Origin of the sequence: Rossellomorea aquimaris (assembly GCF_008180865.1) — a bacterium.
Classification (GTDB): Bacteria; Bacillota; Bacilli; order Bacillales; family Bacillaceae_B; genus Rossellomorea; species Rossellomorea yichunensis.
On record NZ_VTEX01000002.1, the window covers coordinates 233,936 to 260,896 of the forward strand.

A 26,961-nucleotide genomic window follows, 5' to 3' on the forward strand; every position below is an offset into this window, starting at 1 on the left:
CAGGTTCATACTTCATGTACCGCAATACGTTCGGTAAGGACGAGCAGATGGTTCCGGGAGTTTCGTGTACTCGCACTGTTCTGTCGATAATTGGTAAGGTTTTTCCAGAACCTCAAGTAAACGCTCCATAACCTTGTAATCATTGCTTTCCACTGCAGCTTCCAACGCTTCCTCCACACGGTGATTCCGGGGAATCACCGCTGGATTGTGCTTTCGCATTAACTGATGAGTTGCTTCTTTCGATTCTTCTTGCCTGTTAAGTCTTTCTTCCCAGCGTTCTTTCCATTGAACAAATTCCGGATTTTTAAACAGATCGATCTCTTCTTCATTTGTTAATGAACGGAATGTATTTGTATAGTCCGTACGATTCTTTTTCATTAAACTTAAGAGATCTTGTGCAAGGGATTCGTCACCATCTTCTTCATTGAAAATACCGAGCTTCCCTCTCATTCCGTCGAGCCAGTGAGCTTCATACAGCTTTGGAAATTCCATTACAGCATCCTGGGCAAGCTTCAGCGACTCTTCTTGTTCATTGTGAAGAATAGGCAAAAGGCTTTCAGCAAATCGGGCAAGGTTCCAACCGGCAATTTGAGGCTGATTTCCGTAGGCGTAACGCCCCCCGGTATCAATGGAGCTGAATACCGTTGCCGGGTCATACGTATCCATAAAAGCACATGGTCCATAATCAATGGTTTCTCCGCTGATCGTCATGTTATCTGTGTTCATCACGCCATGAATGAACCCAACCATTTGCCACTTGGCAATGAGTGCAGCCTGACGCTTGATGACTTCTTCTAACAGGTAAAGATAACGGTTCGGTGCTTTCATACCTTCGGAGTAGTGACGCTCCACTGCATAATCAGCCAGTGAGCGGAGATCTTCAACCGTTCCAAATTTGGAAGCGAACTGAAAAGTACCGACGCGAAGATGACTAGCCGCTACGCGGGTCAGGATCGCACCCTGCTGTTCCGTTTCCCGGTAAATCGGCTCTCCCGTTGTCACCACTGCCAAGCTTCGGGTAGTCGGTATCCTAAGTCCGTGCATAGCTTCACTGATGATATGCTCCCTGAGCATCGGTCCAAGTCCTGCGCGACCGTCCCCACCTCGGGAATAAGGGGTTCTCCCTCCCCCTTTGAGCTGGATATCAAAACGCTCACCTGATGGGGTGATCTGTTCACCGATCAGGACTGCACGACCGTCTCCCAGCATATTAAAATAGCCAAACTGATGCCCGGCATAGCTTTGAGCAAGGGGTTCGGCACCTTCCGGGATTTCGTTGCCCGCTAAGACCTCTTCCCCAAGTTTCTCCGCGTCCAGCCCCAGCGACTCAGCCACTCGTTCATTCATTACGATCAACTTTGGTGCTTGAACAGGAGTCGGATCCTGTCTAGTAAAAAAAGAACTTGGAAGTGTTGTATAGCTGTTCTCGAGATTCCAACCTGCTTGATTTCCCATTTTCGTCATCTCCTCCTTTTCATAAATAAAACAAAAAACCATAGACCGTCTATGATTTTTGTGTAGTTCCCTTTTATGTCACCATCATTATAACGTTCTTCTCGGCTAATGTCCTTTATGGCACCTGCGTATGTATCACTACTGATAGGATTTTCATCGGCATGAATTCCTATACTAAGAATAATATCCAGCAAATTAACATTATTGTAAAAATTAAAATTATTTTGAAATTTTTGTAATCTAAAGATATAATGTTTCTAAAAGACTTAGGGGGTGTTTTTACTGAGAAAGTTCAATATCATCGGTCTTCCCATTCAATTCTTGCTCACATGTATCGGATTATTCCTTTTCAGCGGTGCCGGTTCTCTGCTTGCGTATGATACGGAATTGGTCATCATGCTGGGGAAATATCTTCAAACATTGCAGGAGATGGGACGTGAAATGCTTCAACCAGGCTCCATCATCATCAAAATCGGGGATCCAATGGACTACAAAAGCTACCCGATTTATCCGTTGTTTTTTCAGCTGTTCGGCTATTCGTTCTCGCTCTTGCTCCTGGCCTTTTTTCTCGCTGCCGCCACGTCTTCCCTTGTTAGCTACTTATTTATGTTTCTGCCTAAGAAAATATATCAGATCTGCTTCCGCTTGCTGGATTCACTGGATTCCCTTCCGGATGTTCTGATTATCGTATTTATCCAACTTTTCATTGTCTGGTTTTTCAAAAAAACGGATATTTTGCTGTTTGACATCTACACCCTTGGGGATGAAAAAATCTATCTGCTCCCGATCATTTGTCTTGCAATCATGCCGATTGCTTTTTTAACGAAGCATTTCTTGTTCCAGCTTCGGGAAGAAGAGGAAAAACCATATGTCGAATATTCCTATTCGAAGGGTTTCTCAAAAGCCTATACAGTATGGGTTCACCTATTCCGAAATGTGTGGATTCACTTTTACTACCATATCAAACCGATTTTTCTGCTTATGCTTTCAAACCTGTTGATCATTGAGATTCTTTTTAATATCAACGGATTTATGAATGTGCTCCTCGATGTGTCCAGCAATACGCCAAGTGCCTTTTTCATCGGGATGCTGATGATTTACATACCATTCTTCATCGTGTTTACATTAGGTGCTATTTCACTTAAAAAATGGCTGTCCGGAGAGGAGGTCAGTTCATGAGGATTCTGAAATCATTCCGGTTCTGGCTGCCCGTTGGTTTTCTCTTTGTCATGCTTTCAGCGAGCTTCATCATACCGGCCATATATCCAGAGCTGCTTGAACCTGGGCCGCCGTATTTAAAGGATGATTCTGGAAGAGTAATCGCGGATCCTCCATATACAATGGAGGAAATGCCCCCTTTGGGCAGTGATAAACTTGGACGGAATTTATTCTATTTGCTCCTTTCCGGTGCGAAATATACGCTGTTATCGGCTATCGTCATTGCGCTGCTCCGCATGGTCGGCGGGTTCGCGTTCGGTATTGTGTATGCTTTTCTTCCTGATTGGGCGAGACAGATGATCAAGGGGGTCGGGGATACGTTCAACTTCATCCCACTTGCAATCATTGCCTTTGTTCTTCTCACCCCACTCCAGCTTGCCTTCGAGGCAGGGGCGATGTATTCATTTCGATTTCTGATGATCGAAATAGTGGTGATCGCCATCATTGTGATTCCCTCACTTGGGATGTATATCGGGGAAGAGATGAAGGAGTATCTAAAAAATGATTTCGTTACCGTATCCAAACAAATCGGGGCAACCAGATTTTATATCATCAAACGCCATTTACGCCCCCAGTTCAGCCGCCATGCCCTTGTCATGTTTTCTGAGCAAATCTCCCAGACCCTGTACCTTCTCATTCAACTTGGGGTTCTCCATATCTGTTTGGGGGGTCTGAAAACAGAGGAGTTCGGGATCATGGAGCACATACCTGAATATTTTTCCTATACCAATGAATGGGCGGCCACGATGAGCATCAATATTCAAATGGTCTTTCTGCATACGTGGCTGGTACTGACACCACTTGCTTTTTTTGCGATTTCGATCTTTTGCATCAATGAGATAAGCAGGTTTTTAAAAGAGGTTCTTCTTGAGGATACGCTTCCTGTCGGGAAAGACGAGACCCCTTCCAACAAGCCGGTACCCTCGTCACGACTGGAAGATCCCTTTACGTTCAAAAACCGCTCAAAGGAGGAATTCCATTGAGGAATTGGCTGAAGTATATTCTGGCTGTCAGTCTGTTTTTACTGACAGGATGCAGGGTTGAAATGGCAACCGAACTTCCTCAAAAGCAGGCGGCACCGTCCGGAGTCAGAATCGATATAACCGGAACGGTCCTGCTTCAAGGAAAAGAACTCATTGTAGAAGGCCAATCCAACCTTCCTGAGGATAGCATCATGTTTGCCGGGCTCAAGGATTACGGTGAGTTCGAATCCTACGCAAGGGTCATAAACTGGCAGGGAGAAGAAAGTGAGGAATACGTCACGGAAAGTACCGGGGTGGTGGACGAAGACGGGAATTTCCAGATCAAGGTGGAACGGGTCAATCCGGAATCGCGCTACAAGCTGGAGGTCATCTTTAACCCTGCCATCCAAAAACCCAAGGTTCAGGAAATCTATGGGCTCCAGGGGGAGGACATAGCCCCGAACATCGGCTACTTCGATTTCGAGTACAACGAAAACACCATCTCCGGGATGATCAAAGTCGCCCCGATCGTGAGCATCTCTGACCCAAACGGAGATGCCGCTAAATGGAACCTGACGAACATTCCAAAAAAATCCAGGGTAGTGAAATGAGGGACGGACCTCTATTCCTCAATTGAATTTTGCGTAGTGAGGCTGAGGAGAGGTCCGTCCCTCTTAATCATAAACGAAAAAATACCTGACCCTCATCAAGGTCAGGTATTTCCTTTCTTACGGACAAGAATTTCTCCGTCACGATTATGAATTCAATGTCAGTGTCGCGACACATTCCACATGCACCGTTTGAGGGAATAAGTCAACAGGTTGAACACCATCCAGAGTGTATCCGAATGGTTCAAGCTCCTTGATATCCGTAGCGAATGTATCCGGATTGCATGATACGTACACAATACGTTCCGGTTTGGCGCGTCCGATTCGTCTCATGACTTTCCCGCCTGCACCAGAGCGTGGAGGGTCTAACATCAATAGCTGTGGATGACCGAAGCTCTCCAGCATTTGGTCAATTCCTTTTCGAGCATCCTTGGCAAGGAATGTCGTGTTCGAGATGCCATTATCTGCAGCATTACGTTTCGCCGACTCAATCGAACTTTCTACGATTTCAATGCCGGCAAGTTCTCCGACTCTGCTTGCAAATGGAAGAGAAAATGTCCCTACTCCACAGAAAAGGTCTATCATCTTCTCTGTTTTCTTCGGTTGTCCCATTTCAATTGCCAGATCTACTAGCTTTTGAGCTTGTGTCGGATTTGTCTGGAAAAACGTATCGAACCAAAGACGGAAACGGTATCCATCCATTTCATCATAAATAAAGTCACGACCAGCTAATAGATGAATTTCTTCTGCTTGCGTCCGATCCGCCCATGCTGTATTTTCAAGCCATAATAGGCTTTTGACTTTAGGGAATTTTTCACCTACACGGGCAACTAAGTCGTCCACTGCCTCCTGATGATTTTCAGGCGCCTCCGTTGCAAACAGACCAAGCATCAGTTCACCCGTTACAAACGATTGACGGACCATTAAGTGACGAAGTAACCCTTCGTGCTCGTCCTTGTTATATCCTTTTAATCCATGGTCCTTCACCCAATCGGCGACTTCCATCGTCGCTTCCACCATTTCTTCACTTGCGATCAAACAGGTTTCAAGGGAAATGACCTTACGGAAATTCCCTTGCTCATGCAGTCCAAGGGCACCTTCAGGAGAAAACGTAAATTCCATTTTATTGCGGTAACGCCACGGATTATTCATCCCCATCGTATCCCGTACCAGGTCAGGATTAAAGCCTTGCTCTTCCAAAGCATGCTTCACATGATCCGTCTTCTGCTTTAACTGACCGTCATAATCCCAATGCTGCCACACACATCCGCCGCAGCGTTCAAAGTGCGGACAAGGTGCAGGGATTCTCTCAGAGTGGGCTTCGAGGATTTCATCCGGCATTGCTTTTCGTCTACGGCGATCGGGCTGATCCACCGTCACCTCCACCTTTTCCCCAGGCAGGGTCTGAGGAATCGTCAGCCTTAACTTCTTCGGATTGCCGAGCTCATTCTCCCGCCAGACCACAGCCTGCCCTGAACCCTTTTGATCCAAATCTTCTATTGTAACAACCATGGTTTCTGGTTTAATATTCGTCAATTTCTGGTCCTCCTTGAAAACTTGTGTCTAACTTTATACTTTATTAAAAAAAGTGTAGGAATGCAACAGGGATATGGGCTCCTCACCTGACTTCCCATCGTCAAATAAAGGTCCGTCCCCGAACGCGTTAACGCTCTAAAGGACGGACCTCATTATCGCAGACATATTAATATGCTTTATAACGTCCGAATTCTCCGGTTATATAAGCTCTCCTGCCGTTGTAGATAACTTCCCAGTAGCCGGAGCCGCTATTTCTCCCTTTAAGGGATCCTGTGACTGGAATCGTCCTGCCCTTTGCGATGGTACCTAAGTCCTTTGATGTCAACCGGTCAGGGCGGTCCTGGATGATGGCGGCATTCGCCACCCCCACGACTGTGATTTCCCCGATGGCGACAGGTCCTGATGAAGTCGGCGGTGGTGATCCTCCGGTAGATTGAGCGATCCCTTCCACCTTCACAAACTTCGGGGCTGCTGTTACATAATACACGTGTCCCCTTGAGTTTTTGACCTCATACATATAAGCACCTACCACCTTAAGCTTCCGTATAATCTCTGGAAACCCATATCCGTACTTCAGAGTGCCTGCACGGTAGCTATCCCGGAAGGTTGGCTTACTGTAAAAGTCCAGTCCTTCAACACCTCTATATATGCTCTCTACCCGTTTCCCGATAACATCCTTGCTTGTCCCAGCTTCAGGAGGTACAACAACGTTTCCTGCAGCCACGTATGGAACGCCGAAAAAATCACATATCCCACGAGCCTGCTCCCTTGCCGATTCCCTTTGAAATCCTTCATTGATCATGAGCAAGGCTTCTCTCTCATTGTCCATAAATCCGTTCTCCACAAGCACCGCAGGCCCATTGAACTCCCTTGTAATATGAAGATTCTGCTCGATGATCCCGCGATATACCTGCCTGGTACCCTGTTTCAAGTACTTCGCAATGCTTTCAGCGAGCCTTCTATCCTGTACATCATTGAAATATATATGAAGGGAATGTCCTTCAGCATCTTTTCCTGAACCATCGAACTTTCCATCAAAGGCATTAAAGTGGTTGGAAACCAAGGCATTGGCCCTCATAGAATTGGCTAAGTCTGTACGGGACTTTAATGGGGTATCCTCATCAGTCGGAGCTGTCAGTATAGTCCTGAATCCACATCTCTCTAATTCAACTTTCAAAAAGAAAGTCACTTTCTCATTAAACTCATTTTCACGGATCTGTCTGCCAAGCGACTGGATATAAGGCGTACGTTTCCCGGCTGTCCCGATCCCATGACCATCATCTAAAGCTATCAAATAATCACTAGCTTTTACCATTTAATCTATCACCCCTTCTACTAGTAAAATATTCACAGCTTGTACAAATGGGCACGGCCGGATAAAAAAAGCACCAGTACCTGACTCCAGAAGGCAAATTGTCGATATTCACTTGATCGAAAGGGAGATGTTTCTAGCATCATATAGCTGTTTATGCTAGAAACCTGGAATTCCTTCATTCCGGATACAACAAAAAAGGTGCGCTGACTCCAATGATGGAATCAGGCACCTTTTTTCATTTAAAACGAAAAGGGACTTCTAAACTGTCCCAGTCCTACTTACTTCGCTTCCAGTCGACTGATCCGATCATCCAGATCAGGGTGAGTCGAGAAGATTGCTGATTTTCGTCTTCCGTTGATTTTTAATGTGGAGATGGCTGTGTCATCTTCACCCTTCATACGACTTGAGTATGCTTTTAACATTTGAAGGGCGTGGACCATTTTATCCTTACCGGCAAGGTCCGCTCCACCACGGTCAGCGTGATACTCACGGTGACGGGAATAAGCAAAGACAACTAAACTTCCCAAGATAGAGAATACGATCTGGAATACAATCACGGCAATGAAATGCACGATTGGTGCCATCTCTTCCCTTGCAAATCGTGATGCAATCCATGCGGCGATTCGTGCCAAGAAGACAACAAAGGTGTTGACCACACCTTGCAGTAAGGTCATCGTCACCATATCCCCATTCGCAACGTGGGCCACCTCATGGGCAATGACACCTTCAACCGCGTCATCATCCATCTCACGAAGTAATCCTGTCGAAACGGCAACGAGTGAGCGTTTCTTCGAAGGACCCGTCGCGAAGGCATTCACTTCAGGCGAATGGTAGATTCCCACTTCAGGCATGTGAACTAATCCAGCCGCTCTTGATAAACGATGGACTTTCTCTACAACTGCCCGTTCCTCAGAAGATAAGGCTCCATTCGGATTCAATACTTGAACGCCCATCATTCTCTTCGCCATCCAACGTGACATGGCCAATGAAATGAATGATCCCGAAAAACCGATGATCGCACTGAATATCAATAATGCACCGAAATCAATTCCGCCTGAGGCAGTGATGTAGTTCCCTGCTCCCGTAACGGAAAAAATGATACTAATCGTCAGTAATACTAAAACGTTTGTTAAAAGGAAATAAAATATACGTTTCCCCATCTTGTCTCCTCACTCCTATTTCAAGTTCATAAGAACCTGTATCTGAATTGATTATACGTCCTTTTCAGGAAAAATACAAGTAAAAGGTGAAATTGACGAGACCCGACCGAACCAGTAGTATAGAAGAAGATATTGTAAAAGAGACGGGGTAATCATGATGAAAACGTTTATACTGACACGTAAAAATATGGCCGACCTGCTGCTATCTCTGAGCGGCATAAACAGCAGGTCCCCAATTAAGGTGCTTCAGGATTCGTGGACGGGTTTACATAAAGAAAAAAACCTTCCTCCCATCATTCAAAAACTCCTCAAGCCGGCCAAGGGAGAAACCGGTTTCTCACTCAATGAGATCGTCTCCCTGGGAAACCTGATTGAATTTACCAACTTCCCCCAAAGCACTGTCCAGAACTGGGTGAAGCGGGATGTAAAAGGGTTGATCGGTTCCCCGCAGCTCGGAAAAAAATATACCATCGAACAAGCAGCCATGCTATTCATCGTCGAAGACCTCAAAGCTACCCTGGATTTCGAATCCATCCGGAAGATCTTGACCCTGGTGTTCAACAACATAGAAGACCGCACGGATGACATCGTCAACCCCACAGATCTTTACCTTGCCTATGCGACGGTCTTTGACCAGATCCATCATCAAACCCTTCCTTCCATAAAGAAGGCGGATGGTTCAGTCAACGAGCATATCGATGGATTCATCAAGGAAGAATGCAAAACCATGTTATCGACCTTTGACGGGATCAAGGAAGAAAACCTCAACATTGTCCTGAATGTCCTGATCGTATCCGTACTGACAGTTCAGGCAGGGTTTTATCAGGCTGCGACGAAGAAGTATGTGACAGATGCATTATCTTAATATTATAGAGGGACGGACCTTCATTTTTGCAAATGAAGGTCCGTCCCTCTTGATGAAAATCGAGATATCTTTTCAGTTAGGACTTCTACTTTGATCTCTTCCAGTAATTAAAAATCACATACAGCATTCCTAACAAAAGATATGTATTGAAAAAGGAAAACATTTGATCAAAGAACCATACTTCTATCCCATTCATGATGATGAATAGGAATGTTGTAACAATGAAGTAAATGACCACGTAACTGATGACCCCTTTTACTCCTTGTCCAACCCTTTTCTGAATCCATGTTCCAATCCAAATGGGCAGGAAGAAAATGCTTTCTAATTCTCTGTTCATTTATTGCTCCTTCTTTTTGTACAGTATCATAACTCCGTAATCAAATATGGTCATTGAAAATTTAACATCTATTATTTCAATGGTCTGATCTTCCAAGAAGTTATTCACTTTTTTATTCAAACCTGATTCTGTCATGCTTCTAAAGGTAGTTATTTTCAAAGAGACACCTCCTGTTACGAATTACATCAAAATCTATCATTATACTATACGTTTATATTCTCAAAAAGTTTCAATGACCGTCCTAAGGGATCCTCTTTTCCACTGCATTTCCGCGCGTTCTTCTAAATCGATGAAGGCTGCTTTTTCATTGACTATTCCTCTCCTATTGCGACATAAAAAAAAGATGCCTCCACTATATCGAGGCATCTCTCCTTCTTAATTATCTCAACCCATAAGCCTTAATAATTTCCTGCGTGATCTTATTCCCCTCATCATCCCAAGCACTCGCCTTCAATGAAACATTCGTTGCGTTCTTAGGGTTCTGGATTGTGGCGTTGAATGTGTCTCCGTCACGGTTAATCTTCACTTTCTTCCATGACTTCCCTTCGTTGAATGACACCTCTAAGGTAGCACCTTCCACGTTTCCGTAGCCGATCGCATTTTCTACTTTACCCACTGATAATTCAAGGTTAGTCGGACGGTTGGCTAAAGCATCTCCGTTGACGTCTGTATCCACTTTGTAGTCAAGTGTCAGGAATGGAAGGTTATATTGCCATTCTTCTGATGCTTCTGTCCAGAAAGTCCATTCTGTATGCGTGCGGGTAGATGTATTCCAGCGTTCTTCATCACGTTTGGCTTCTGTAACGAATCTGAACTGGGTGCGTTCCGCCGGAGCGATTCCGAAAGCGTAAATCGCCTGGCCTTTTCCTTCTTTCACTAATGTATCCCCCTGGTACAATCGGGATGTCTGATTTTGGACAGATACATTATATTCCGTACCGCCGGTGTTCCCTTTACCTGCGTCAGCCCATGCAGGGACATTGATTTGGAGAGAATCCCCTTGTCTTTTAGGACCCCAGTAGCCTTGTCCAAGACTTGGTCGGACGACCGGTGAGAACCAGTTCTCTGTGATTTTTTGTCCTTTTGTATACGTAACGAGTGGTTGACGGATTTCCCACGTTGCATCAAGCACATTTGCCTGGTGATACCAGCCTGTACCTTCTACAGCTGATACATATTCAGTACGGGCACTCGGCATTGAAAGCTTTTGAAGGAAACCTACGGCACCCATTGTATGTGGGCGAAGGTCATATCTGAATTCTCCCCCATCCGTTTCAATATGTGAATTGTAGCGCGTATCTATTTTCGCTAAATCCTTGCCTTTTGGTGCATAAGTCAAGTCCTTCGGGATGGATCCTTCATGGACATCCATCAGGTCATACACGTACGGAGAATCAGTGTTCCCTTCCACCTTCAGCTTTATATTCCCTGAACGGACCGCCTTTACAAGCTTATCCCCTTCTTTTTTGCTGATGGCAGCAACAGCTAGTGGATTGTCTGTATATTCCGGAGTTCCTGCATATACGCTGAATTCTTTATCTTCATTATTCACAACGATAACCAGCTTCGCTCCTGCAGCTGCGGCATTTGTTGCTTGTTGTGAAACGCTCACCTCTGCATTTCGATCCACTACGACAGCCTTTCCTTTTGCCTTCAATCGATCAAAGTCTGCAGCACTTCCTTTTCCGGCATACACGGTGGATAGATTATATTTTCCATCCAATAAGGTGCTTCCGGCTAACGGGATATCATCCAATTCTTTTCCGTTAAAATTGATCGTCAATAGTGGCTTGGTCAGGCGCCAGCGTGTCAGCTGCTCGAAGTATCCACTTTTCACTTCCTTGGTTGGTACGGCATATAGTTTATCGATCCACACCGGCATTAAGTATAAACTTGTCATTGGCATATCACCGATTGTTTGATGGTACTCCATCCGTTGATAATTCGCTTCTGTTTTCTTCGGTACCTCTACTTTGATTTCCTTCGCTTTTCGTGCATCCAACTCGACGGTTTTTGGACCGTTCAGCTTCACTTCCGGATTTCCAACAAGGGCTACACCTGCGTGATCCGTGTCCACATCGACATCCATAAGTGACATGGCGGAATAGGTTCCAGGCGGCAGACGAAGCTCTAATGAACCATCGACAGCGAAAACTTCAGGCTCCATTTTTTCACTGAACAGTACGACATAAGCCTGTCCTTTCGATCCGTCACGATCAGTTGCATTCAATGTAAGAGGATATCTTTCCTCTTCCTTGACCATTGCCATCGTCGTGCGTACGAGTTCTGTTCCATCCTTTTTGGCTGTCAGGAATCCTTGGTAGCGGGACCCTGTTTCACCAAGTGTGGAATCGAGTGTTACATTCACGTCCACCGTTCCTCTTGCCGGTACCGTAACGGTTTGATCAGAGACCGTCAGCATACCTGTTGGTGCCTCTTCTCCCTCTGCATTTGTAAAGGTTGACTCCAGTTCAAGAGTGATTTCTTCCTCACTATCATTTGTATAGGTCACTACCTTTTCTACTGGAGCTGCTTGATCATGTGGCCATTTAAAGAATCCGAATGAGACCGACCCTGTTGCCCTAACCTGTGCATCGAGGGCAGCAGCTACGTCCACCCGTCCTGTTCCGACATGATATGGCTGGTAACCATCAAGCTTCTTTGTCGTATTCATCAGAGCTTGTTTCAATGTCGTTCCATCCCATTCAGGATATTTTTCTGCTAAAATGGCAGCTGCACCCGCAACATGAGGAGTCGCCATTGATGTACCATCTAAACTTTTGTAATATCCTGTCCCACTGGAGTATTGGGAACGAGCCGCAACGATTCCCACACCTGGAGCTGAAAGATCCGGTTTAAGTCCCATATCCCCATAGCGAGGACCTTTGGAAGAGAAATACGCCAGTTCATCCGCTTTATCCACTGCTCCAACAGTCAAGGCTGCATCAGCTGCACCAGGGGATCCGATCGTACCTTCCCCGCCTCTGTTACCGGCAGCGATGACGAATAAAGTTCCATTTTCATCTGTCAATCGATTCACCGCTTCTGCCATTGGGTCTGTCCCATCACTTGGCATATCGCTTCCAAGACTCATATTGACGATTTTGGCATTTTCTGAGGCCCACTCCATTCCGTCGATGATCCAGGAATCCTGCCCGTATCCTTGATCACTCAATACCTTTCCAACTAATAATCGGGCATCGGGAGCGACACCTTTATGTTTTCCATCGCCTGCACCGGTTCCAAGAACGGTAGAGGCAACATGGGTTCCGTGACCATTGACGTCCTTCACTTCTTCACCAGGTACGAAGCTTACAGCATCATCAATCTGACCTGCTATATCAGGATGCTCCGAGTCGATTCCAGTATCAAGTACGGCAACCTTGACTCCCTCTCCTGTATAACCTTGCTCCCATGCGGAATCCGCTTCAATTTGCGGCACACTTTGATCAAGGGCTGCTTCTACGCGGCCATCCAGCCATATTTTATCGACGCCGTATTCAAATTGGGGTACTTTTTCCGTTTCATTCTTTTCACTTTGAACGGTGACGTCTTTCCAGAACGTATCTGCCTGCTTTTTCTCTGCAGAAAGGGCCGCTCCATTAATGCTTTCCAAGTCTCTCACTTTCTTCGATCCTTTTGGGGCCGGAGCTGCTGAGAAAGTCTTAGCCTTGGTTTCTTTGTATTCTACGATGACAGGTACAGACGCTTGATTCTTGTCATCATACCCATACTCGATCAATTTTGTAATATTAAATAAGTCTTCATCCATTTTTCCTGCGGCCATATAAGGCATGGCGGAGTTAGGGAATACGAATGTTTCCTCTTTAATGGTCATGACACGGACACCTTCACCATTCTTATCAGCAGGCTCCACATTAATGATCTGTTTGCCATTTTGGAGGGTCGACACCTTTACCACATCACCAGTGATGAGGGTGATAGTATGTTCCCCTTTAATTGCTTCATTCTTATCAATCTTAGACTCCTCGAGTTCCTTCCCCTTGGAAGAGATACCGAGTGCATCTACCTGGAACATCGAACCTGAAATCATCGTCGCAGCAATCGATCCAACAAGAAGTGGTTTCACGTTAAGCTTTTTCATGAACATTCTCCTATTCTATTCATTTCGTCAGTTGATTGATTCATATGAGTAGACTCTTGCTGAGGGAAAAATAAAGAAGGTATGTAGTCCTAAAAATATTTAAGTAGACTACCAGGATGAATTCGTCAGTGATCACCTCCCAGTTTACATGGTCGTATGCTAATACGGGGATGCAGGCTTGTTTCTCTAGGAGTCATTTTGTATGTCTGTGGTTAATTAAATTGTAAGTCTCAGCACAGGCAATACTCAATTGGGGTTATTTTTCGGGAGTAGAGAACTAGTCTCCATGTGAACACTGGATTCCATTCAACTTTTATATGAAAATAGATACAAAATTGTCACGTTTCCAGACTAGATGTCGAGGGGGCAAATTGGATATACTGATACCATTACAATCTAAGGGAGCAGTCAACGTGAATGAGATTAACCTTAAAGAACTGAGAACGAACCTGAACCGGTTCATGCTTTCATATAAATTCGCCCTTGAAGAAGTCCGGACAAAGATCAATATCTTAAGGGAAGAATTCCAGGTCATCCATGAATACAATCCGATCGAACACATTTCGACCCGCCTAAAGTCCCCCGAAAGTATCCTGAAGAAAATGTCAAAGAAGGACATGAAACCTTCCTTTGATCAGATGAAAGAACAAATCCGGGATATTGCAGGCGTACGCATCACCTGCTCGTTCATCGAGGATATCTATAAGGTGTCGGACTTGATTCAATCCCAACATGACATTACAGTGGTGGAAGTGAAGGACTATATCAAGACTCCGAAGCCCAATGGGTATCAAAGCCTTCACCTCATCGTGCAAATTCCTATTTTTTTGACAGATCGCGTGGAAGTCGTGTATGTGGAGATTCAGATCCGCACAATCGCCATGGATTTCTGGGCAAGTCTCGAGCATAAAATTTACTACAAATATAACAAGCAGATTCCCTCCCATATCCAGGATGGGTTGAAGGAAGCCGCTACACAGGCGGCTTTACTTGATCGCAAGATGGAACAGCTCAATCATGAAATCAATATATTAAAAAAAGAGGATGGAGAGGATTCGAGTTTGATGACACCGAATGAGGTTCATCAATTTCTGGTGCAGCTCTCAAAAGAGGAAGATTGACAAAACAAAGAGGCTTGCATGCTTCAATGCAGCTTTCATTATAACTTTCAGACCGGACAGAGGACCCGCCCGATTGAACCCAAAACTTTAGCACCAGGACTACAAGCATAATCTCCTTCTTCAAGATACTCTATTAAAAAGGGAAATGTATTTATTTACACTGGATCAACATAGTCTTGACATCTTAAAGCAAAGCTTACTTATGTAAAGTGCAAAAGTTGATGTCTTCTCTGCCTATGACATAGAAGGAATGGAGATATAATGATAAGTTATACGTCACATGCCAAAAAGCTGCCCCGGAGGTCCGGGGCAGCTTCGTTATATAATTTGCTATTGTTATTCTTTATGGACGAATTCAAATGTCTCTTTTCCCTGAAAGGAATTGATCACTTCTTCTTGAACAGTAGCATGGCGATTGTCATAACCCATGGTTTCCATCACGTGTGTTGCCCCTATCAACATCAACTTTGCCGAAAGAATCGTCAGGGTAAAGAAAAAGACAGGGATAAATGAAATCCAAGGATAGGTCGTCCACAGAAATTGCCACCAGCTGCCAAGAAGGCCGGACCATTCATGAGAAAGGGAAACCAAGAACGGATTGTCAAAAAGGTCTACCTCCAATGATGATCCCCCGATATAAATGTTTAAAACCCCAAGATGCGCAATCAACAGCATGATAATCATAAATTCCCGAATCGACACTAGAAAAATCTGCGGAAGAATAAAAGGACGAATATGATTCAAGATATAATTACGCTTCGTTGCACCCAGTACTTTGGCACTATCAACAAACTCCTGACTCATGATCCGGTCATATTCATTCGAAAACAGCAGAGTCAGACTCGGAAGTGAAATAACGATAAGAATGACCAGGTAAAAAATCGTTTTATCCGTAAAATCATAAGGGAATCCCTCTGGATCATATAACGGCCCGTCAAGCATCATCCAATTTAACAATAAAAACGATAATAAAGTCGGAGGAAAATAGTTGGCAGCATCCACAATGTTATCAATGATTCTTCTGAACGGTTTCAAATAAAAATGAAGCACCAACCCAAGCAAAACCGAAGGCAATACCCTGCATAGAGTGATGACCATTGCTGCCCCTATTGTATATTTCGCCCCAACGATGATAAGAAGGAGAATATTCCGATTAAAATTGTCGGTGCCAAGGGGTGGATACTCTACTGGAGAGTATGGTGGGCTTAGAAAATCCCCTTCTTCATTTTTCATAAGGTCAAGCTTCGGCACCTCATCCCCCCACCCAACATAATATACAAGACTTGAGGCAAACATACCGAACAGAAAAATAAACCCCATTAAAAATGCCGGATTCTTCATCAATTTTCTCAGCATCAAATCACCACCTTCTGTCCGGTTTTTCTTTCAATGAGGAGCCTGATCAAGATAAGTAAAAGGAAGGCCGGAAGATAGAACATGATTAAACTGAAACAAATCACATCCATTTGAGAGAAAGACAAGATAAAATGTGTGATTCCATAAATATTGAACAACCTCTCAAACACGATAAGAGATGATAAGAGAAAGAGAATGATAGATTTGGCATGATTCAACAAACTGAATGAGATATTTCGCAGGATATGGATAAAAAATATTGAGTGCTTGGTCATCCCTCTGCTTTTGATCAGCTCCACATACGGCTTGCTGTATTCATCGTTCACCAGTAGGTAAATGATCCTGAACAACATGATCGTCGGTAAGATGGACAGCGTCACAATTGGAAGGAAGTACACCTTTTCCTGCGATCCGACTATGGGAAACAATAACACACCAGTCTCTTTCAGGATAAAGATGACGCTGTATTGAATAACGATCAAGATGAAGATATCGGGTGTGGACTCCAGCAAATTGGTTGCCCTGATGATGAACTTCGACCACCGGGCGGGAAGCAAGTGTGTGAGATACGCAAGGAGAATGCCCAATAGTACAGATAGAAGAAAAGCAGATAAAAAGATCGAAATGGAGTAAAAATAAGGCTCCCAAAAAGCAGGGAACATCGGATAAGTATTGTTTGCCTCATTGGTGATGGTCAATGAAGCGGTATGGAACAGTGACGATGAGATATCCACAATGTTAACCATATATAGTCTCAGGCTCGGGTCTATCCCTTCATTAAAAAGCCCGATAAGACCCGTGAGAAGAATGATTCCGAATACAACGAATACAAATTTCAAAGCCATGGAACCGATTGTTTTGATATACATAGACCCTTCCTCCGAATAGACGATATAACATGCCCCCTTATTTTACCATAAATATCCACTAACAGAACCATAAAATCCCATTAAAAAAGTGGAACCTCATTGGATTCCACCCTTTTTTCTTACCTATCTTTCCGTAGGAGATCCGCATATGTCTCCCGCTCAATCACGACCCGTGATTCCCCATCATGCACAAACACAACGGCAGGGCGGGGGATCCGGTTATAATTACTCGCCATCGAATACCCGTAAGCCCCTGTACTGAACACCGCCAGTATATCACCGTAATTCGTCGGAGGAAGCATCAGGTCCCAAATCAGCATGTCACCGGATTCGCAACATTTCCCTGCAATACTCACAAGCTCGGTGCATTCCTCTTGTGGACGGTTGGCCAGGACCGCATGGTATTTCGCCTGATATAGGGCGGGGCGGATATTATCCGTCATCCCTCCGTCAATCGCGACATACGTACGCACATCCGGGATGATTTTCTTTGATCCCACTTTGTACAACGTCGTACCCGCTTCTGCAACCATACTTCGGCCCGGCTCCACCCATACTTCAGGAAGAGGATATTCATTCTTTGCAAAATAGTTCTTCACACTATCGGTAATAGATTTCACATAAATTGGAATCGGCAAGGGCTGGTCTTCTTCCGTATACCGGACACCAAATCCTCCGCCGATATTCAGGACCGGCATCGTCACATCATACTCGATCCGGATTTTTTGCAGGAAATCAGCCAGTACTTGAATCGCCTGATCAAAACCTTCCCGTTCGAAAATCTGGGATCCAATATGTGAATGCAGCCCGAGTAATGAGAAGTACGGCTTGCGGAGAGCTAACTGAATCGCCGTATTCGCCTGTCCGTTGGAAATGCTGAATCCGAATTTCGAATCCTCCTGTCCCGTCGTGATGTACTCATGGGTGTGGGCTTCCACACCTGGCGTGACCCTGATCAGGATCTGAACCTTTTGCTCACGCTCCTTTGCCAGGTCGTGCAGCAGTTCAAGTTCAAGGAAACTATCGACGACAAAGCAGCCGATCTCAGCTTCAAGAGCCATGATGAGCTCCTCTTCCGACTTGTTGTTCCCGTGGAAATGAATGCGTTCAGCGGGAAATCCCGCCTCCAATGCCGTATACAATTCCCCTCCGGACACGACATCCAAGGATAGTTCCTCCTGCTCTGCCAGGCGCACCATCTCTTTACATAGAAACGCTTTACTCGCATAAGCCACCTGGTACTGCAAACCACTTTCCAGGAATGCATTTCGGAACAATCGTGCATTTTCACGGATCATCCTTTCATCGTAGACCATTAAAGGCGTCCCATAGGTCTCCACCAACTCACCCGTGCTCATTCCCCCGATTTCAAGATCTCCACGAACATTCACATCAACTGTACTCATATCCTATACTCCTTTTGACTCTCTCTAAAAAAACACAAAAAAACCGTATGAAGCGATGCTCATACGGTTTATCATCAAAAGTTTTGGAAACATGATGAAGACTATGTATTAACATCTCTTCAATAGTTCTCCACAACTTCTTCATTGTGACAGTCCAGCATTTCTTCAATGCTGGCCCAACAAAAAATAGAATTGGCTATTTTCTGCTTCGGCGATCTGCCTTTTCCTTCTTTTCTCAGAATCCATTATTCTCAAAGAAGGTACTCATCATACTCGCGCCTCTATTATCAGAGAGTGACGTATTATTTTGTTTGAATTACTATACCATTCTCTTGAAATAGTTGTCAATTGGTTTTTGAGAGAGAAATAGGCAAAATCCCCGGAATGGAGCCCGGGGATTTCGTGGATCATTTTATTTCAGATTGATTTCGAACGGTTTCATTTTGACGGGCTTATCATTTCTGCTCAATGACTCGAATGGAACAATTAGAGAGTAGTCCTCAAGGTTGGCATCCTGAGGCAATGTAAACGTGGATTGATAACGGAGAGTATCCTTATCCACTGTTTTCGTTGTAGCACTTCTGATCATATGATTCAGCATCTCATTATAATCTAGTTCATCCTTGGCATTTCTTTTAATATCTTTTGATGGGATCACCTGAACGAATTGAGCAAAATTCTCTAAAATATCATAATTGAATTGTTTTTCTTTGATGGCATCGATGGTGAAGTCCAGTGTCACCTTCCCTTTTACGTTTTGGATATCTTGTATCGTGACCTGATAGCCAAAACGAGGGCTCTTCACCTGGAATGGAGGTGAATCCTTCAGTGAGATGATGCCGTCTTCATCTACTCGCTCCATATCAGCTTGGACTTTCAGCGACTGTGCCTTATCACTGAGTTTACTAGTGAACAGCTCCCTGACAGTCTTTTGATAATCACCGTCAACTACTTTGATATTCAGTGTCTCTGCACTGGACTTTGATAACCGGTTCCCTAAGTCATCAAACACGACCAGATTTAACGTATCCTTCTCAGACTTCACCGAATATGTATACTCCAGTGTAGTCGTAGCTTTTCCTTTAGTGATGGATTTCACTTGCAGCTCAAATTCACCATGGGGCGATTCTGTCCTTACATCTGTGTGGATCGTTTCAGATGGAATCCTCTCAACCGGTACATCAAAGGTCCAAGTCCCGTTCACATCTGCCATATGGGTGAAAGTTAACGGAAGGGTGAAGTTTTCCGGCGGTTCTTTCCCGTCCCGGTAAAATTCGATCGAGCCTATGAACTCATCCCCGTCTTTTTTAAGACCCGAACTTCCCGACCCCCATTGATTCTGATCCTTCCCGTCGAAGAGGTGATAGCTGTAACCGCTCACCGGACGATTCCCATCGTCCATATGTTCAATGGAAAGGTCATCACCCTTCGCCTTGAAGGTGACCCCGATGATGTTCCCGTCATAATACGTGCTTGTAATCGTTACATCGACACCGTTGGAAGTGGCGGCCTGATTAACTTCCGTCACTTTATCGCTGAAATAGAGTTCTTTCCCGACCTGGGAACCTACTTTTTCGTAAATGCCGCCCAGTACAGGCAGTTTGGCCAGTGCATTGTTCACAGGTGCGATTAGGAAGCCCGATACGAGTACCGTGGCGGCAGCAGCGGTGGTAAAGGCGGCACTTATTTTGGCCGTTTTTTTCCGGACTTTTTGTTTTCTACCTTTTTGTATTCCTGTTGAGATTGCCTCAAAAACCTCTTCTTTTGGTACCTCGATGCTGTTCATTTCTTCCTCAAACCATTTTTTGTCCATACTGATTCACTCCTTCCAATAGCATTCTCAATTCCAGCTTTGCCCGGTGAAGATACGTCTTGACCGTCCCTTCAGGCGTACCCATCGTATCGGCAATCATCTTGATCGACTGACCCTGGAAATAGAATAAGATAATAACCGTTTGATAGTTTTGATTCAAAGACGCCATAGCTGTAATCAAGTCAATCCGCCCTTCTACATCCTGTTCTTCTGAGACGATGGCGGTATCGAGAAACTCATCCCCTGTCAGCACGAGCCGGTTTTGTTTCTTTAGGATGCTGTATGCTGTATGTATCAGGATCTTGATTAGCCAGGTGCTGAAATACTCCGGATTCTTCAACCGGGATATCGAGGTGAATGCTTTACAAACCGTTTCCTGCACAACATCCAGAGCATCCTCTTTATTTCTTACATATAGAAATGCCGTCCGGTATAACTTCTCACTTTCTGAGTGGATCAGCCTTTCGAATGCCTGTTCATTCCCCTTTATTGCTTTTTTTACAAGTTTTACATCCATTGATTAACCTCCTGTCATTCATTAGAGTCCGGTGGGGGGGAAAAGTTTCAAGGAATTTTTTGTGTGGTGAAAAAGGGGGCGTCTACCATATATTTCAAAAATACGCATAAATGATGTAATGAGACGCATTTAATATAAAATTGACGCAATTATCTTTGATAATGATGCAATTCCCCTCGAAAATGACGCAATCATGGCCGATTTCGACGCAATTAAGTAAATCGGATGTGGTCAGCCGCCAAGAAGTTTGAATAAAAATGATCCCAAAGTCAAATAAAGATTAAATCAACCTTTTTTAACCTCCACCGTTAGGCTTTTTGCTAAAAAAAGAAGCTTATCCCATCGATAAGCTTCAATCTGTCCGTCCCGTGTAAATCATCACAAAATGCAGGACTGCTTCCGTTGATTCCATATTGATGTAGCTGTGTACTTTATCACCATGGAACTTGATCGAGTCATACTGACCTAGGTCGAATTCCTCATCCTGCAACTTCACACGCACTCTTCCTTCCATGACCGTGACAAATTCAATCACCCCGGGCTGGTGGGCATCGGCACTGTACTCACTGTCCGGTTTCAGGAAGGCCCTGTGGGTTTCCAATGAGCCATAGCCAGAGGAAGTAAACATCGGTTCCAAGGTCAAGGACTCATTGGCACTGATCACTTTGCTCCCTTCATTTTTCCGGGAGATCTGGACTTCCTGTTTTTCCACGAGGAGGGCGGATATCGGGATAGCTAAACCATTCGCTATTTTCCAGATGATCGTCAAAGACGGATTCGCTTCTCCCCTTTCGATCTTGCTAAGTGTCAAAGTACTGACTTCGGTCATGGCGGCGAGCTCCTGCAGGTTGAGCCCGCGCTCATGTCGTATATGTCTCAGTGTCATCCCGACGTGTTGCGCCAATTTTTCCGGGTCCTGCCAAGTCAAACCGTCATTGTTCATATTCCTACCTCTTTCTATAGACAATGTATGTAAGTATATTATAATATATATAAAATAAACTATAGTATACAAAACGGAAAGGAGTGTTCATCATCAAAGAGCTTGCTCTCGGTATCATTTCATCTATGTTCTTTGCCGTCACCTTTATTCTGAACCGTTCAATGGAGCTAGCTGGTGGAAGCTGGATGTGGAGTTCATCCCTGCGATTCCTGCTCATGCTCCCCTTCCTATTCCTTATTGTAGGTTTAAGGAAGAATGTAAATCAAGTGTGGATTGAAATAAGGAAGCGACCATTTGAGTGGCTGACATGGAGTTTTGTCGGGTTTGTGCTCTTTTATGGCCCTATCACTTATGCGGCTGCGTACGGACCGGGCTGGCTCGTCGCGGGCACGTGGCAGTTTACCATCGTCGCGGGCATCTTGCTTGCTCCCTTGTTTTATACTTCGGGACCGGTGAAGCGCAGGCACTCCATTCAAATAAGAGCACTGGCCATTTCCTCGGTCATTTTAATAGGGGTTCTTTTCATCCAGCAGGAAAATGCCAGTGGATTGTCACCTTCAGAAATGGTCGTAGGTGTCTTACCTGTGATCATCGCAGCCTTTGCTTATCCACTAGGGAACCGTAAGATGATGGAGGTGTGCGGCGGGAAGCTTGATACCTTCCAACGTGTGCTGGGGATGACGATTACAAGTACTCCCTTCTGGTTGGTCCTGGGGTGCTATGCGTTTTTCAAGGTGGGGGCACCAAGCACGTCGCAAGTGACACAATCTTTTATCGTCGCCATCTGCTCAGGAGTGATTGCGACATCCCTATTCTTCATTGCGACAAATCAGTCCCGCCATCATCCTGGGAAGCTTGCGGCAGTGGAAGCGACCCAGTCCACCCAGATCCTGTTCGTCATCATGGGGGAAGCGGCGATCCTGTCCGTTCCATTCCCATCAGGATCCGCCCTGATCGGCATCCTTCTGATCATCACAGGCATGATCATCCACACGCTGAACATAAAAAAAATGAACTCAGGAATTATTAAACCAATTAAATCGGCAAGTTAAAAAAGAGGGGCATCTGGGATGCTCCTCTTTTACTTTATTTAAATACCTTTCTTCTCATCCACTGGGTCGCAGCCCATTTATCTCCGATGACAACCGGTGCCCCACCATGAAGCGTCAAGTCGTTCAGCTCCTGGTTATCATAGAAATATTCGAAATAGACGGCCATCCCCTTTTGCGGAGAGACAGAGAAATTCAATTTAGGGAAGTACGTTTCCCCTCCTTCTTCAACGTCATTCAAGTACATGACAAGGGTGCTGATTCTCGGATTCTTCACCGGCCGCGATGATGCCGAGAAGAAATCGAAGTGGGCCTTGTATTCCTGACCCGGTTTATAGTTAAGGATTTGAAGACCTTCCCCGTGCTCCACAGGTATATTCATAATTTGAGAGACTCTCTTTTCCACTCTAGTCACAACGTCATGTTCGCCTTCTTGAAGGAAAACGCTGCTGCTCGTTCTAAGTTCATCGACAGTACGGGTATTCCCTATCTTCGAACGCTGCACCCGATCCTTTGAAAGCTGGATGAGTTCATCACATTCTTCATGGCTCAGCACATTGCCAAGAACCACGACCAGTGGCTCTTCCATTTTTGCGATAATCTGAATATCCCGGTCTTCCGTCTTGATCTTATTCCCTGTATGGTGAAAAATCGTTTGTTCCTTTACAGCTATTTCAGTAGTATCCATTGTCAACTTTCATCAACCTCTTATCGTATTTTTAACATTCTGAATTTTTATGTTAGTGGAAGCATTCTTGTATTCTTCCAATCTGCAAAAACGACCGCAACAATAGGCATAGCTGTAGATTGTATTTGGCTGTTTCCTCCTGCATGTGTATTTTCATATATTTTACACCCGGTATGAGGGGAAATCTATCTTTTTTTTGATAAAAAATAAGGGAGATGATGGGATTCAGGTTGATTGAAGGATTGGCAGGGGCGCGGGGGCGTCACAGAAAAGACATGGATAGGTTTTATGCGTCAAACTCAGAAAAAAGACTGCCGAATCGAATTCGACAGCCCCTGAATTTTATTTCTTCAACCCTTCATACTGCACCAATACTTCCTTCGTAATCTCACTATCTTCATCCAGTCCGCTCACTTCTTTCAACACATGAGCCGGACCGTGCTCTTTGATCATACCTTGAATTTCGATAGCTTGTTCATCCTCAGGATTGTCAAACAATAGCGCTGCTGCAATCGCCTTGGCTAGATAAGAATAAGAGAGCCCCGCTTTTTGAGCCTCTGTTGTAGGACGGATCAAACGGTCCTCGGGACCAAGCTTGCGGATTGGTGCGCGTCCCACACGGGTCACATCATCATTCAGATAGGCATTTTTGAATCGCTCAATGTTCTTTTCAATATAAGCAAGATGCTCTTTTTCATCAAGTCCGTATTGTTTTACTAGATAAGCACCGGTTTCTTTCAACGTCTCTTTGACCTGATCGGCAATGGCATCATCCGCCAATGTTTGATCGATCGTTGTTTTCCCTTGCAGGTAACCAAGGTAAGCAATGACCGCATGTCCTGTATTAACCGTGAACAGCTTACGCTCGATGAATGGTGCAAGGTCGTCTACAATCGTCATCCCTTCAACAGGTGGGATCGCTTCCTTCGTTTCCACCACCCACTCATAGTATGGTTCAACAAGGACATCCAATGAACTCTGATCCTGCATAGGAACAATGCGATCCACCGCTGAATTAAAGAAGAAAACCTTGCCTTCAAGCTTACTTACCGTTTCTTCATCAAGATTTTCTAAAATATGTTTTTTCAAAATGTCCGTCGCACCGATCTGATTTTCACACGCGATCACATATAACGGCTCATCTGTAGACGCCATACGCTTAGTAATCCCCTTTGCAATCAGGGGTGCGATTCTCGGAAGGATATTCGGTCCGATCGCCGTCGTCAGGTAGGTGGACTGGCCGATCGTGTCGATTACTTCCCCTTCTTGATGAAGGTTGTTCAGGCCGGACACATTCTCGATCGTTTCCGTTTCCTTCGTTTCCGTTGCAAGCTTCACCTGGTAGCGACCTTCTTCATTCAGCTTGTTGATCACCTGCTCGGCGATGTCCATAAAGGTCACGTGGTAACCTGATTGGGAAAATAATGCTCCGATAAACCCTCTGCCTATGTTTCCTGCTCCAAAATGTACGGTTTGTTTCAACATCATCATTCCTTTATCAAATTAGTTTGTAAGTAGTCCAGAAATATATCTTCTAATTTTTTCAGGATGATCGCTTCGTTCGTGGACGAATAAATCATCATGCTTATATGATCTTCGATTAAGCTTGTACTGATCAGGCTGAGGATTTCCTGTTCCCGCCTGCTCAACTCTTCAGGGGCAAGCATGAGGAGGAGACTTTTCATCTCCATATCCACGCCGTCCATTCCCTTGATTCTGCACGGTTCATCCAGATGGGCTACCTGGAAGATCAGCCTCTTCACGTTACGGTCCCGGCAATGGAAGAGACCCATAATCGTTTTCGGAATCCCTAGTCCTCCTTTTTTCTCCCTTTCCATCAGCTGATGCATAACCACATGCGGCTGATGAAGAAGTTCTTCCCGTTCCGCTTGTTCCACCATTTCATTCAAAATACTGAGATGACTCCCCGCCGAATGCTTTCGGTACACCCGGAAATTGGTGAGTATAGCTTCCATGCTGGAATGGACATCCTTGATTTCCTTGAGGAGCATCCTGACTTCGGTTTTCTCACCCGATCGCGGTGCTGCCTTCAAATATTTCTTTCTGGTCAGCTTTTCGACATTATTCTGCAGATAGCTTTGGATGAATCCGATGTCCTTCTCGCTCAATAACGGGCTTACCAGAATATACTCCACTTCCGTAAAGGGGAGCCTTACTGTGGAAATGACGATATCGTATTCATCCAGGTTTGCCGTCTGAAAATCCTTGATTGACAGGATTTCCACCTTATTGATCATCGTCAACTCCCGCTGAATGCTGCTGGCGAGCATCTTGGACGTACCGATCCCCGTGGGACAGACGACCACGGCATGGATACTGACCTTCTCTTCATTCATCAGCATGGCCGATCCGAAATGAAGGACGATGAACGCCACCTCGTCATCGGGGAAAGCAATATCCGTGAATTCCGTTTCAAGGCTCTTTTTCACCGCTAAAAATAACACGGGATACTTCTTCTTGATTTCATCCGTCAATGGATTGAAAAGATCCAGCTCCTGCTGCAGGCGGAAGATGGACGGTCCCATATGGGCAAGCAGGCCCTGGAAAAGGGAAAAGTCATCAGACAGATCCACATGGAGGTCTGCCGATACATCCTTGATGACATTCTTGATGAGATGCCCGAGGAGGATACTGTCATAGTAAACGACGTCGGGATCCTGAACTTTGGATCCTTTTAAAATGACCGTCAAAAATTGGACGTCCCGCTTGGTCATCGGAATTGAAAGCTTATCTTTCAGTTCCCTGTAAATCATGTCCATCAGCTGATATTCAGTAGAATCATGATCCTCTGCTTGCTCATATTTCTGTATTTCGAAGCCCTTTTCGGTTCGTTGTATCGTCAGGCATGTATACACAACGAGACCGATATAATCACTGTCCGTCAAGGTGATCTGACCTTCTGCCAAGTATTGGTTCACCACCCGGTCGACAGCTAGTAAATAGTCTGGTTTGAAATACCCCAGCACCGGCACATCTAGGTGATTCCCCTTTTGCATCCCGTACAAGGTCTCGATGATGTCTTCATAAAAGTAGACGAGGAAGAAGCTTGCCAGGGCATGACGCTTGTCGGCTTCATCTGCGGCAAGCTCCACCCCCACCCCTCGTTTCCTTGTCAGGGTGATGCCGTATTTATGAAGCCAATCGGCGAGCTCATCGAGATACGAAGTGAGGGTCGTGACGCTGATCCCCAGCTGCTGTGCAAGTACCTGTTTTTTAAAGGAAGGTCCTTCTTGGAGAAGGATGATCAGTAAATTCAGCTTTCGCTCTTCTGGTGTTTCGTCGGTGGGATTTACTTCCGCAAGATTCTGGATCAAGCGATAGATGTGTTCATTCTTCCCGTCGATGAACAGGCCTTCATTGGCCGTTCGCTTCAGTTCTAAATGATACTGTTTTAAAATGCTTTCGATGGATTTCAGGTTGCGCTGAACGGTTCTCCCGCTCACATTCAGAAATGCAGAAAGAGAGTACACGGTATGTTTCCCCGATGTTTTTACGATCAATTCGATGATGGATTTTTCCCTTGATGTAATAAACATGCTTTCCCCTCTTTCCCTGAATTAGCTTTTATCGATACAAATGAGAACAGAAAGGCAGGGACCCCGCCTTTCTGAATGAAT

22 protein-coding genes and 1 riboswitch are annotated in these 26,961 nt (G+C 44.9%); of the genes, 6 read left to right on the forward strand and 16 right to left on the reverse strand.

The window, feature by feature from the left end:
- Positions 1-12 precede the first annotated feature (12 nt).
- Positions 13-1,464: a protein adenylyltransferase SelO gene (locus FZC88_RS08675; RefSeq protein ID WP_148994475.1), complete on the reverse strand. Its 1,452-nt coding sequence runs from the start codon at positions 1,462-1,464 to the stop codon at positions 13-15.
- Between the two features lie 264 nt (positions 1,465-1,728).
- Between FZC88_RS08675 and FZC88_RS08680 the strand changes: the two genes are divergently transcribed.
- The 3 genes from FZC88_RS08680 to FZC88_RS08690 are packed head-to-tail and all read left to right on the forward strand — an operon-like array spanning position 1,729 to position 4,246.
- Positions 1,729-2,634, forward strand: coding sequence for an ABC transporter permease subunit (locus FZC88_RS08680; protein WP_148994476.1), 906 nt, complete (start codon positions 1,729-1,731; stop codon positions 2,632-2,634).
- Positions 2,631-3,656 (forward strand): ABC transporter permease subunit, encoded by a 1,026-nt coding sequence (locus FZC88_RS08685; RefSeq protein ID WP_187443552.1) that lies wholly within the window; start codon positions 2,631-2,633, stop codon positions 3,654-3,656. The genes FZC88_RS08680 and FZC88_RS08685 overlap by 4 nt, the downstream gene beginning before the upstream one ends.
- Positions 3,653-4,246 carry a hypothetical protein gene (locus tag FZC88_RS08690; RefSeq protein WP_148994478.1) on the forward strand — a complete coding sequence of 198 codons (594 nt, stop codon included), beginning with the start codon at positions 3,653-3,655 and terminating at the stop codon, positions 4,244-4,246. Before FZC88_RS08685 ends, FZC88_RS08690 begins: the two co-directional genes overlap by 4 nt.
- 144 nt (positions 4,247-4,390) lie before the next feature.
- Here FZC88_RS08690 and rlmD read toward each other — a convergent pair whose 3' ends face one another.
- From rlmD to htpX, 3 genes are all read right to left on the reverse strand, one after another.
- Positions 4,391-5,755, reverse strand: a complete 1,365-nt coding sequence (rlmD, locus tag FZC88_RS08695) for a 23S rRNA (uracil(1939)-C(5))-methyltransferase RlmD (RefSeq protein ID WP_397541187.1) — start codon at positions 5,753-5,755, stop codon at positions 4,391-4,393.
- 190 nt (positions 5,756-5,945) lie between these two features.
- Positions 5,946-7,094 carry an N-acetylmuramoyl-L-alanine amidase family protein gene (locus FZC88_RS08700; protein WP_148994480.1) on the reverse strand — a complete coding sequence of 383 codons (1,149 nt, stop codon included), beginning with the start codon at positions 7,092-7,094 and terminating at the stop codon, positions 5,946-5,948.
- Positions 7,095-7,372: 278 nt separating this feature from the next.
- Positions 7,373-8,254: a protease HtpX gene (gene htpX / locus FZC88_RS08705; protein ID WP_148994481.1), complete on the reverse strand. Its 882-nt coding sequence runs from the start codon at positions 8,252-8,254 to the stop codon at positions 7,373-7,375.
- Positions 8,255-8,411: 157 nt separating this feature from the next.
- Here htpX and FZC88_RS08710 point away from each other — a divergent pair, with 157 nt between their 5' ends.
- The gene (locus FZC88_RS08710; protein WP_148995133.1) at positions 8,412-9,119 is read left to right on the forward strand and encodes a DUF1836 domain-containing protein; all 708 of its coding nucleotides are present in this window, start codon (positions 8,412-8,414) and stop codon (positions 9,117-9,119) included.
- An 85-nt stretch (positions 9,120-9,204) separates the two neighbouring features.
- Here the strand turns inward: FZC88_RS08710 and FZC88_RS08715 are convergent, their stop codons facing one another.
- The 3 genes from FZC88_RS08715 to FZC88_RS08720 all read right to left on the reverse strand — a co-directional run bounded on the left by FZC88_RS08715 (position 9,205) and on the right by FZC88_RS08720 (position 13,561).
- Entirely contained in the window at positions 9,205-9,456 is a 252-nt protein-coding gene (locus tag FZC88_RS08715; RefSeq protein WP_148994482.1) for a hypothetical protein, read from the reverse strand.
- Entirely contained in the window at positions 9,457-9,615 is a 159-nt protein-coding gene (locus tag FZC88_RS23950) for a hypothetical protein (RefSeq protein WP_187443553.1), read from the reverse strand.
- 220 nt (positions 9,616-9,835) lie between these two features.
- Positions 9,836-13,561 (reverse strand): S8 family peptidase, encoded by a 3,726-nt coding sequence (locus FZC88_RS08720; RefSeq protein ID WP_148994483.1) that lies wholly within the window; start codon positions 13,559-13,561, stop codon positions 9,836-9,838.
- A 461-nt stretch (positions 13,562-14,022) separates the two neighbouring features.
- On the opposite strand from FZC88_RS08720, the gene FZC88_RS08725 reads away from it, so the two are divergent.
- Positions 14,023-14,682: a GTP pyrophosphokinase gene (locus tag FZC88_RS08725; protein WP_262371850.1), complete on the forward strand. Its 660-nt coding sequence runs from the start codon at positions 14,023-14,025 to the stop codon at positions 14,680-14,682.
- A 336-nt stretch (positions 14,683-15,018) separates the two neighbouring features.
- On the opposite strand, the gene FZC88_RS08730 is transcribed toward FZC88_RS08725, so the two are convergent.
- The 6 genes from FZC88_RS08730 to FZC88_RS08755 all read right to left on the reverse strand — a co-directional run bounded on the left by FZC88_RS08730 (position 15,019) and on the right by FZC88_RS08755 (position 21,586).
- Positions 15,019-16,038: an ABC transporter permease subunit gene (locus FZC88_RS08730; protein WP_262371803.1), complete on the reverse strand. Its 1,020-nt coding sequence runs from the start codon at positions 16,036-16,038 to the stop codon at positions 15,019-15,021.
- Entirely contained in the window at positions 16,038-16,907 is an 870-nt protein-coding gene (locus FZC88_RS08735; protein WP_262371804.1) for an ABC transporter permease subunit, read from the reverse strand. The genes FZC88_RS08730 and FZC88_RS08735 overlap by 1 nt, the downstream gene beginning before the upstream one ends.
- A 119-nt stretch (positions 16,908-17,026) precedes the next feature.
- On the reverse strand, positions 17,027-18,313 hold the full coding sequence (gene lysA, locus FZC88_RS08740; RefSeq protein ID WP_148994486.1) for a diaminopimelate decarboxylase: 1,287 nt from the start codon (positions 18,311-18,313) through the stop codon (positions 17,027-17,029).
- Positions 18,314-18,428: 115 nt separating this feature from the next.
- Positions 18,429-18,605: riboswitch (Lysine riboswitch) on the reverse strand.
- 120 nt (positions 18,606-18,725) lie between these two features.
- Positions 18,726-20,126 carry a DUF4179 domain-containing protein gene (locus tag FZC88_RS08745; protein ID WP_148994487.1) on the reverse strand — a complete coding sequence of 467 codons (1,401 nt, stop codon included), beginning with the start codon at positions 20,124-20,126 and terminating at the stop codon, positions 18,726-18,728.
- The gene (locus FZC88_RS08750) at positions 20,107-20,643 is read right to left on the reverse strand and encodes a sigma-70 family RNA polymerase sigma factor (protein ID WP_148994488.1); all 537 of its coding nucleotides are present in this window, start codon (positions 20,641-20,643) and stop codon (positions 20,107-20,109) included. The genes FZC88_RS08745 and FZC88_RS08750 overlap by 20 nt, the downstream gene beginning before the upstream one ends.
- A 352-nt stretch (positions 20,644-20,995) precedes the next feature.
- Complete coding sequence (locus FZC88_RS08755) at positions 20,996-21,586, reverse strand: helix-turn-helix domain-containing protein (RefSeq protein WP_148994489.1); 591 nt, start codon at positions 21,584-21,586, stop codon at positions 20,996-20,998.
- 92 nt (positions 21,587-21,678) lie between these two features.
- Between FZC88_RS08755 and FZC88_RS08760 the strand changes: the two genes are divergently transcribed.
- On the forward strand, positions 21,679-22,638 hold the full coding sequence (locus FZC88_RS08760; protein WP_148995135.1) for a DMT family transporter: 960 nt from the start codon (positions 21,679-21,681) through the stop codon (positions 22,636-22,638).
- A gap of 34 nt (positions 22,639-22,672) precedes the next feature.
- On the opposite strand, the gene FZC88_RS08765 is transcribed toward FZC88_RS08760, so the two are convergent.
- From FZC88_RS08765 to FZC88_RS08775, 3 genes are all read right to left on the reverse strand, one after another.
- Entirely contained in the window at positions 22,673-23,323 is a 651-nt protein-coding gene (locus FZC88_RS08765; RefSeq protein WP_148968201.1) for a 2OG-Fe(II) oxygenase, read from the reverse strand.
- A 342-nt stretch (positions 23,324-23,665) separates the two neighbouring features.
- Positions 23,666-24,805 (reverse strand): mannitol-1-phosphate 5-dehydrogenase, encoded by a 1,140-nt coding sequence (locus tag FZC88_RS08770; protein WP_148994490.1) that lies wholly within the window; start codon positions 24,803-24,805, stop codon positions 23,666-23,668.
- Between the two features lie 5 nt (positions 24,806-24,810).
- Positions 24,811-26,880 (reverse strand): BglG family transcription antiterminator, encoded by a 2,070-nt coding sequence (locus FZC88_RS08775; RefSeq protein WP_148994491.1) that lies wholly within the window; start codon positions 26,878-26,880, stop codon positions 24,811-24,813.
- Between the last annotated feature and the right edge of the window lie 81 nt (positions 26,881-26,961).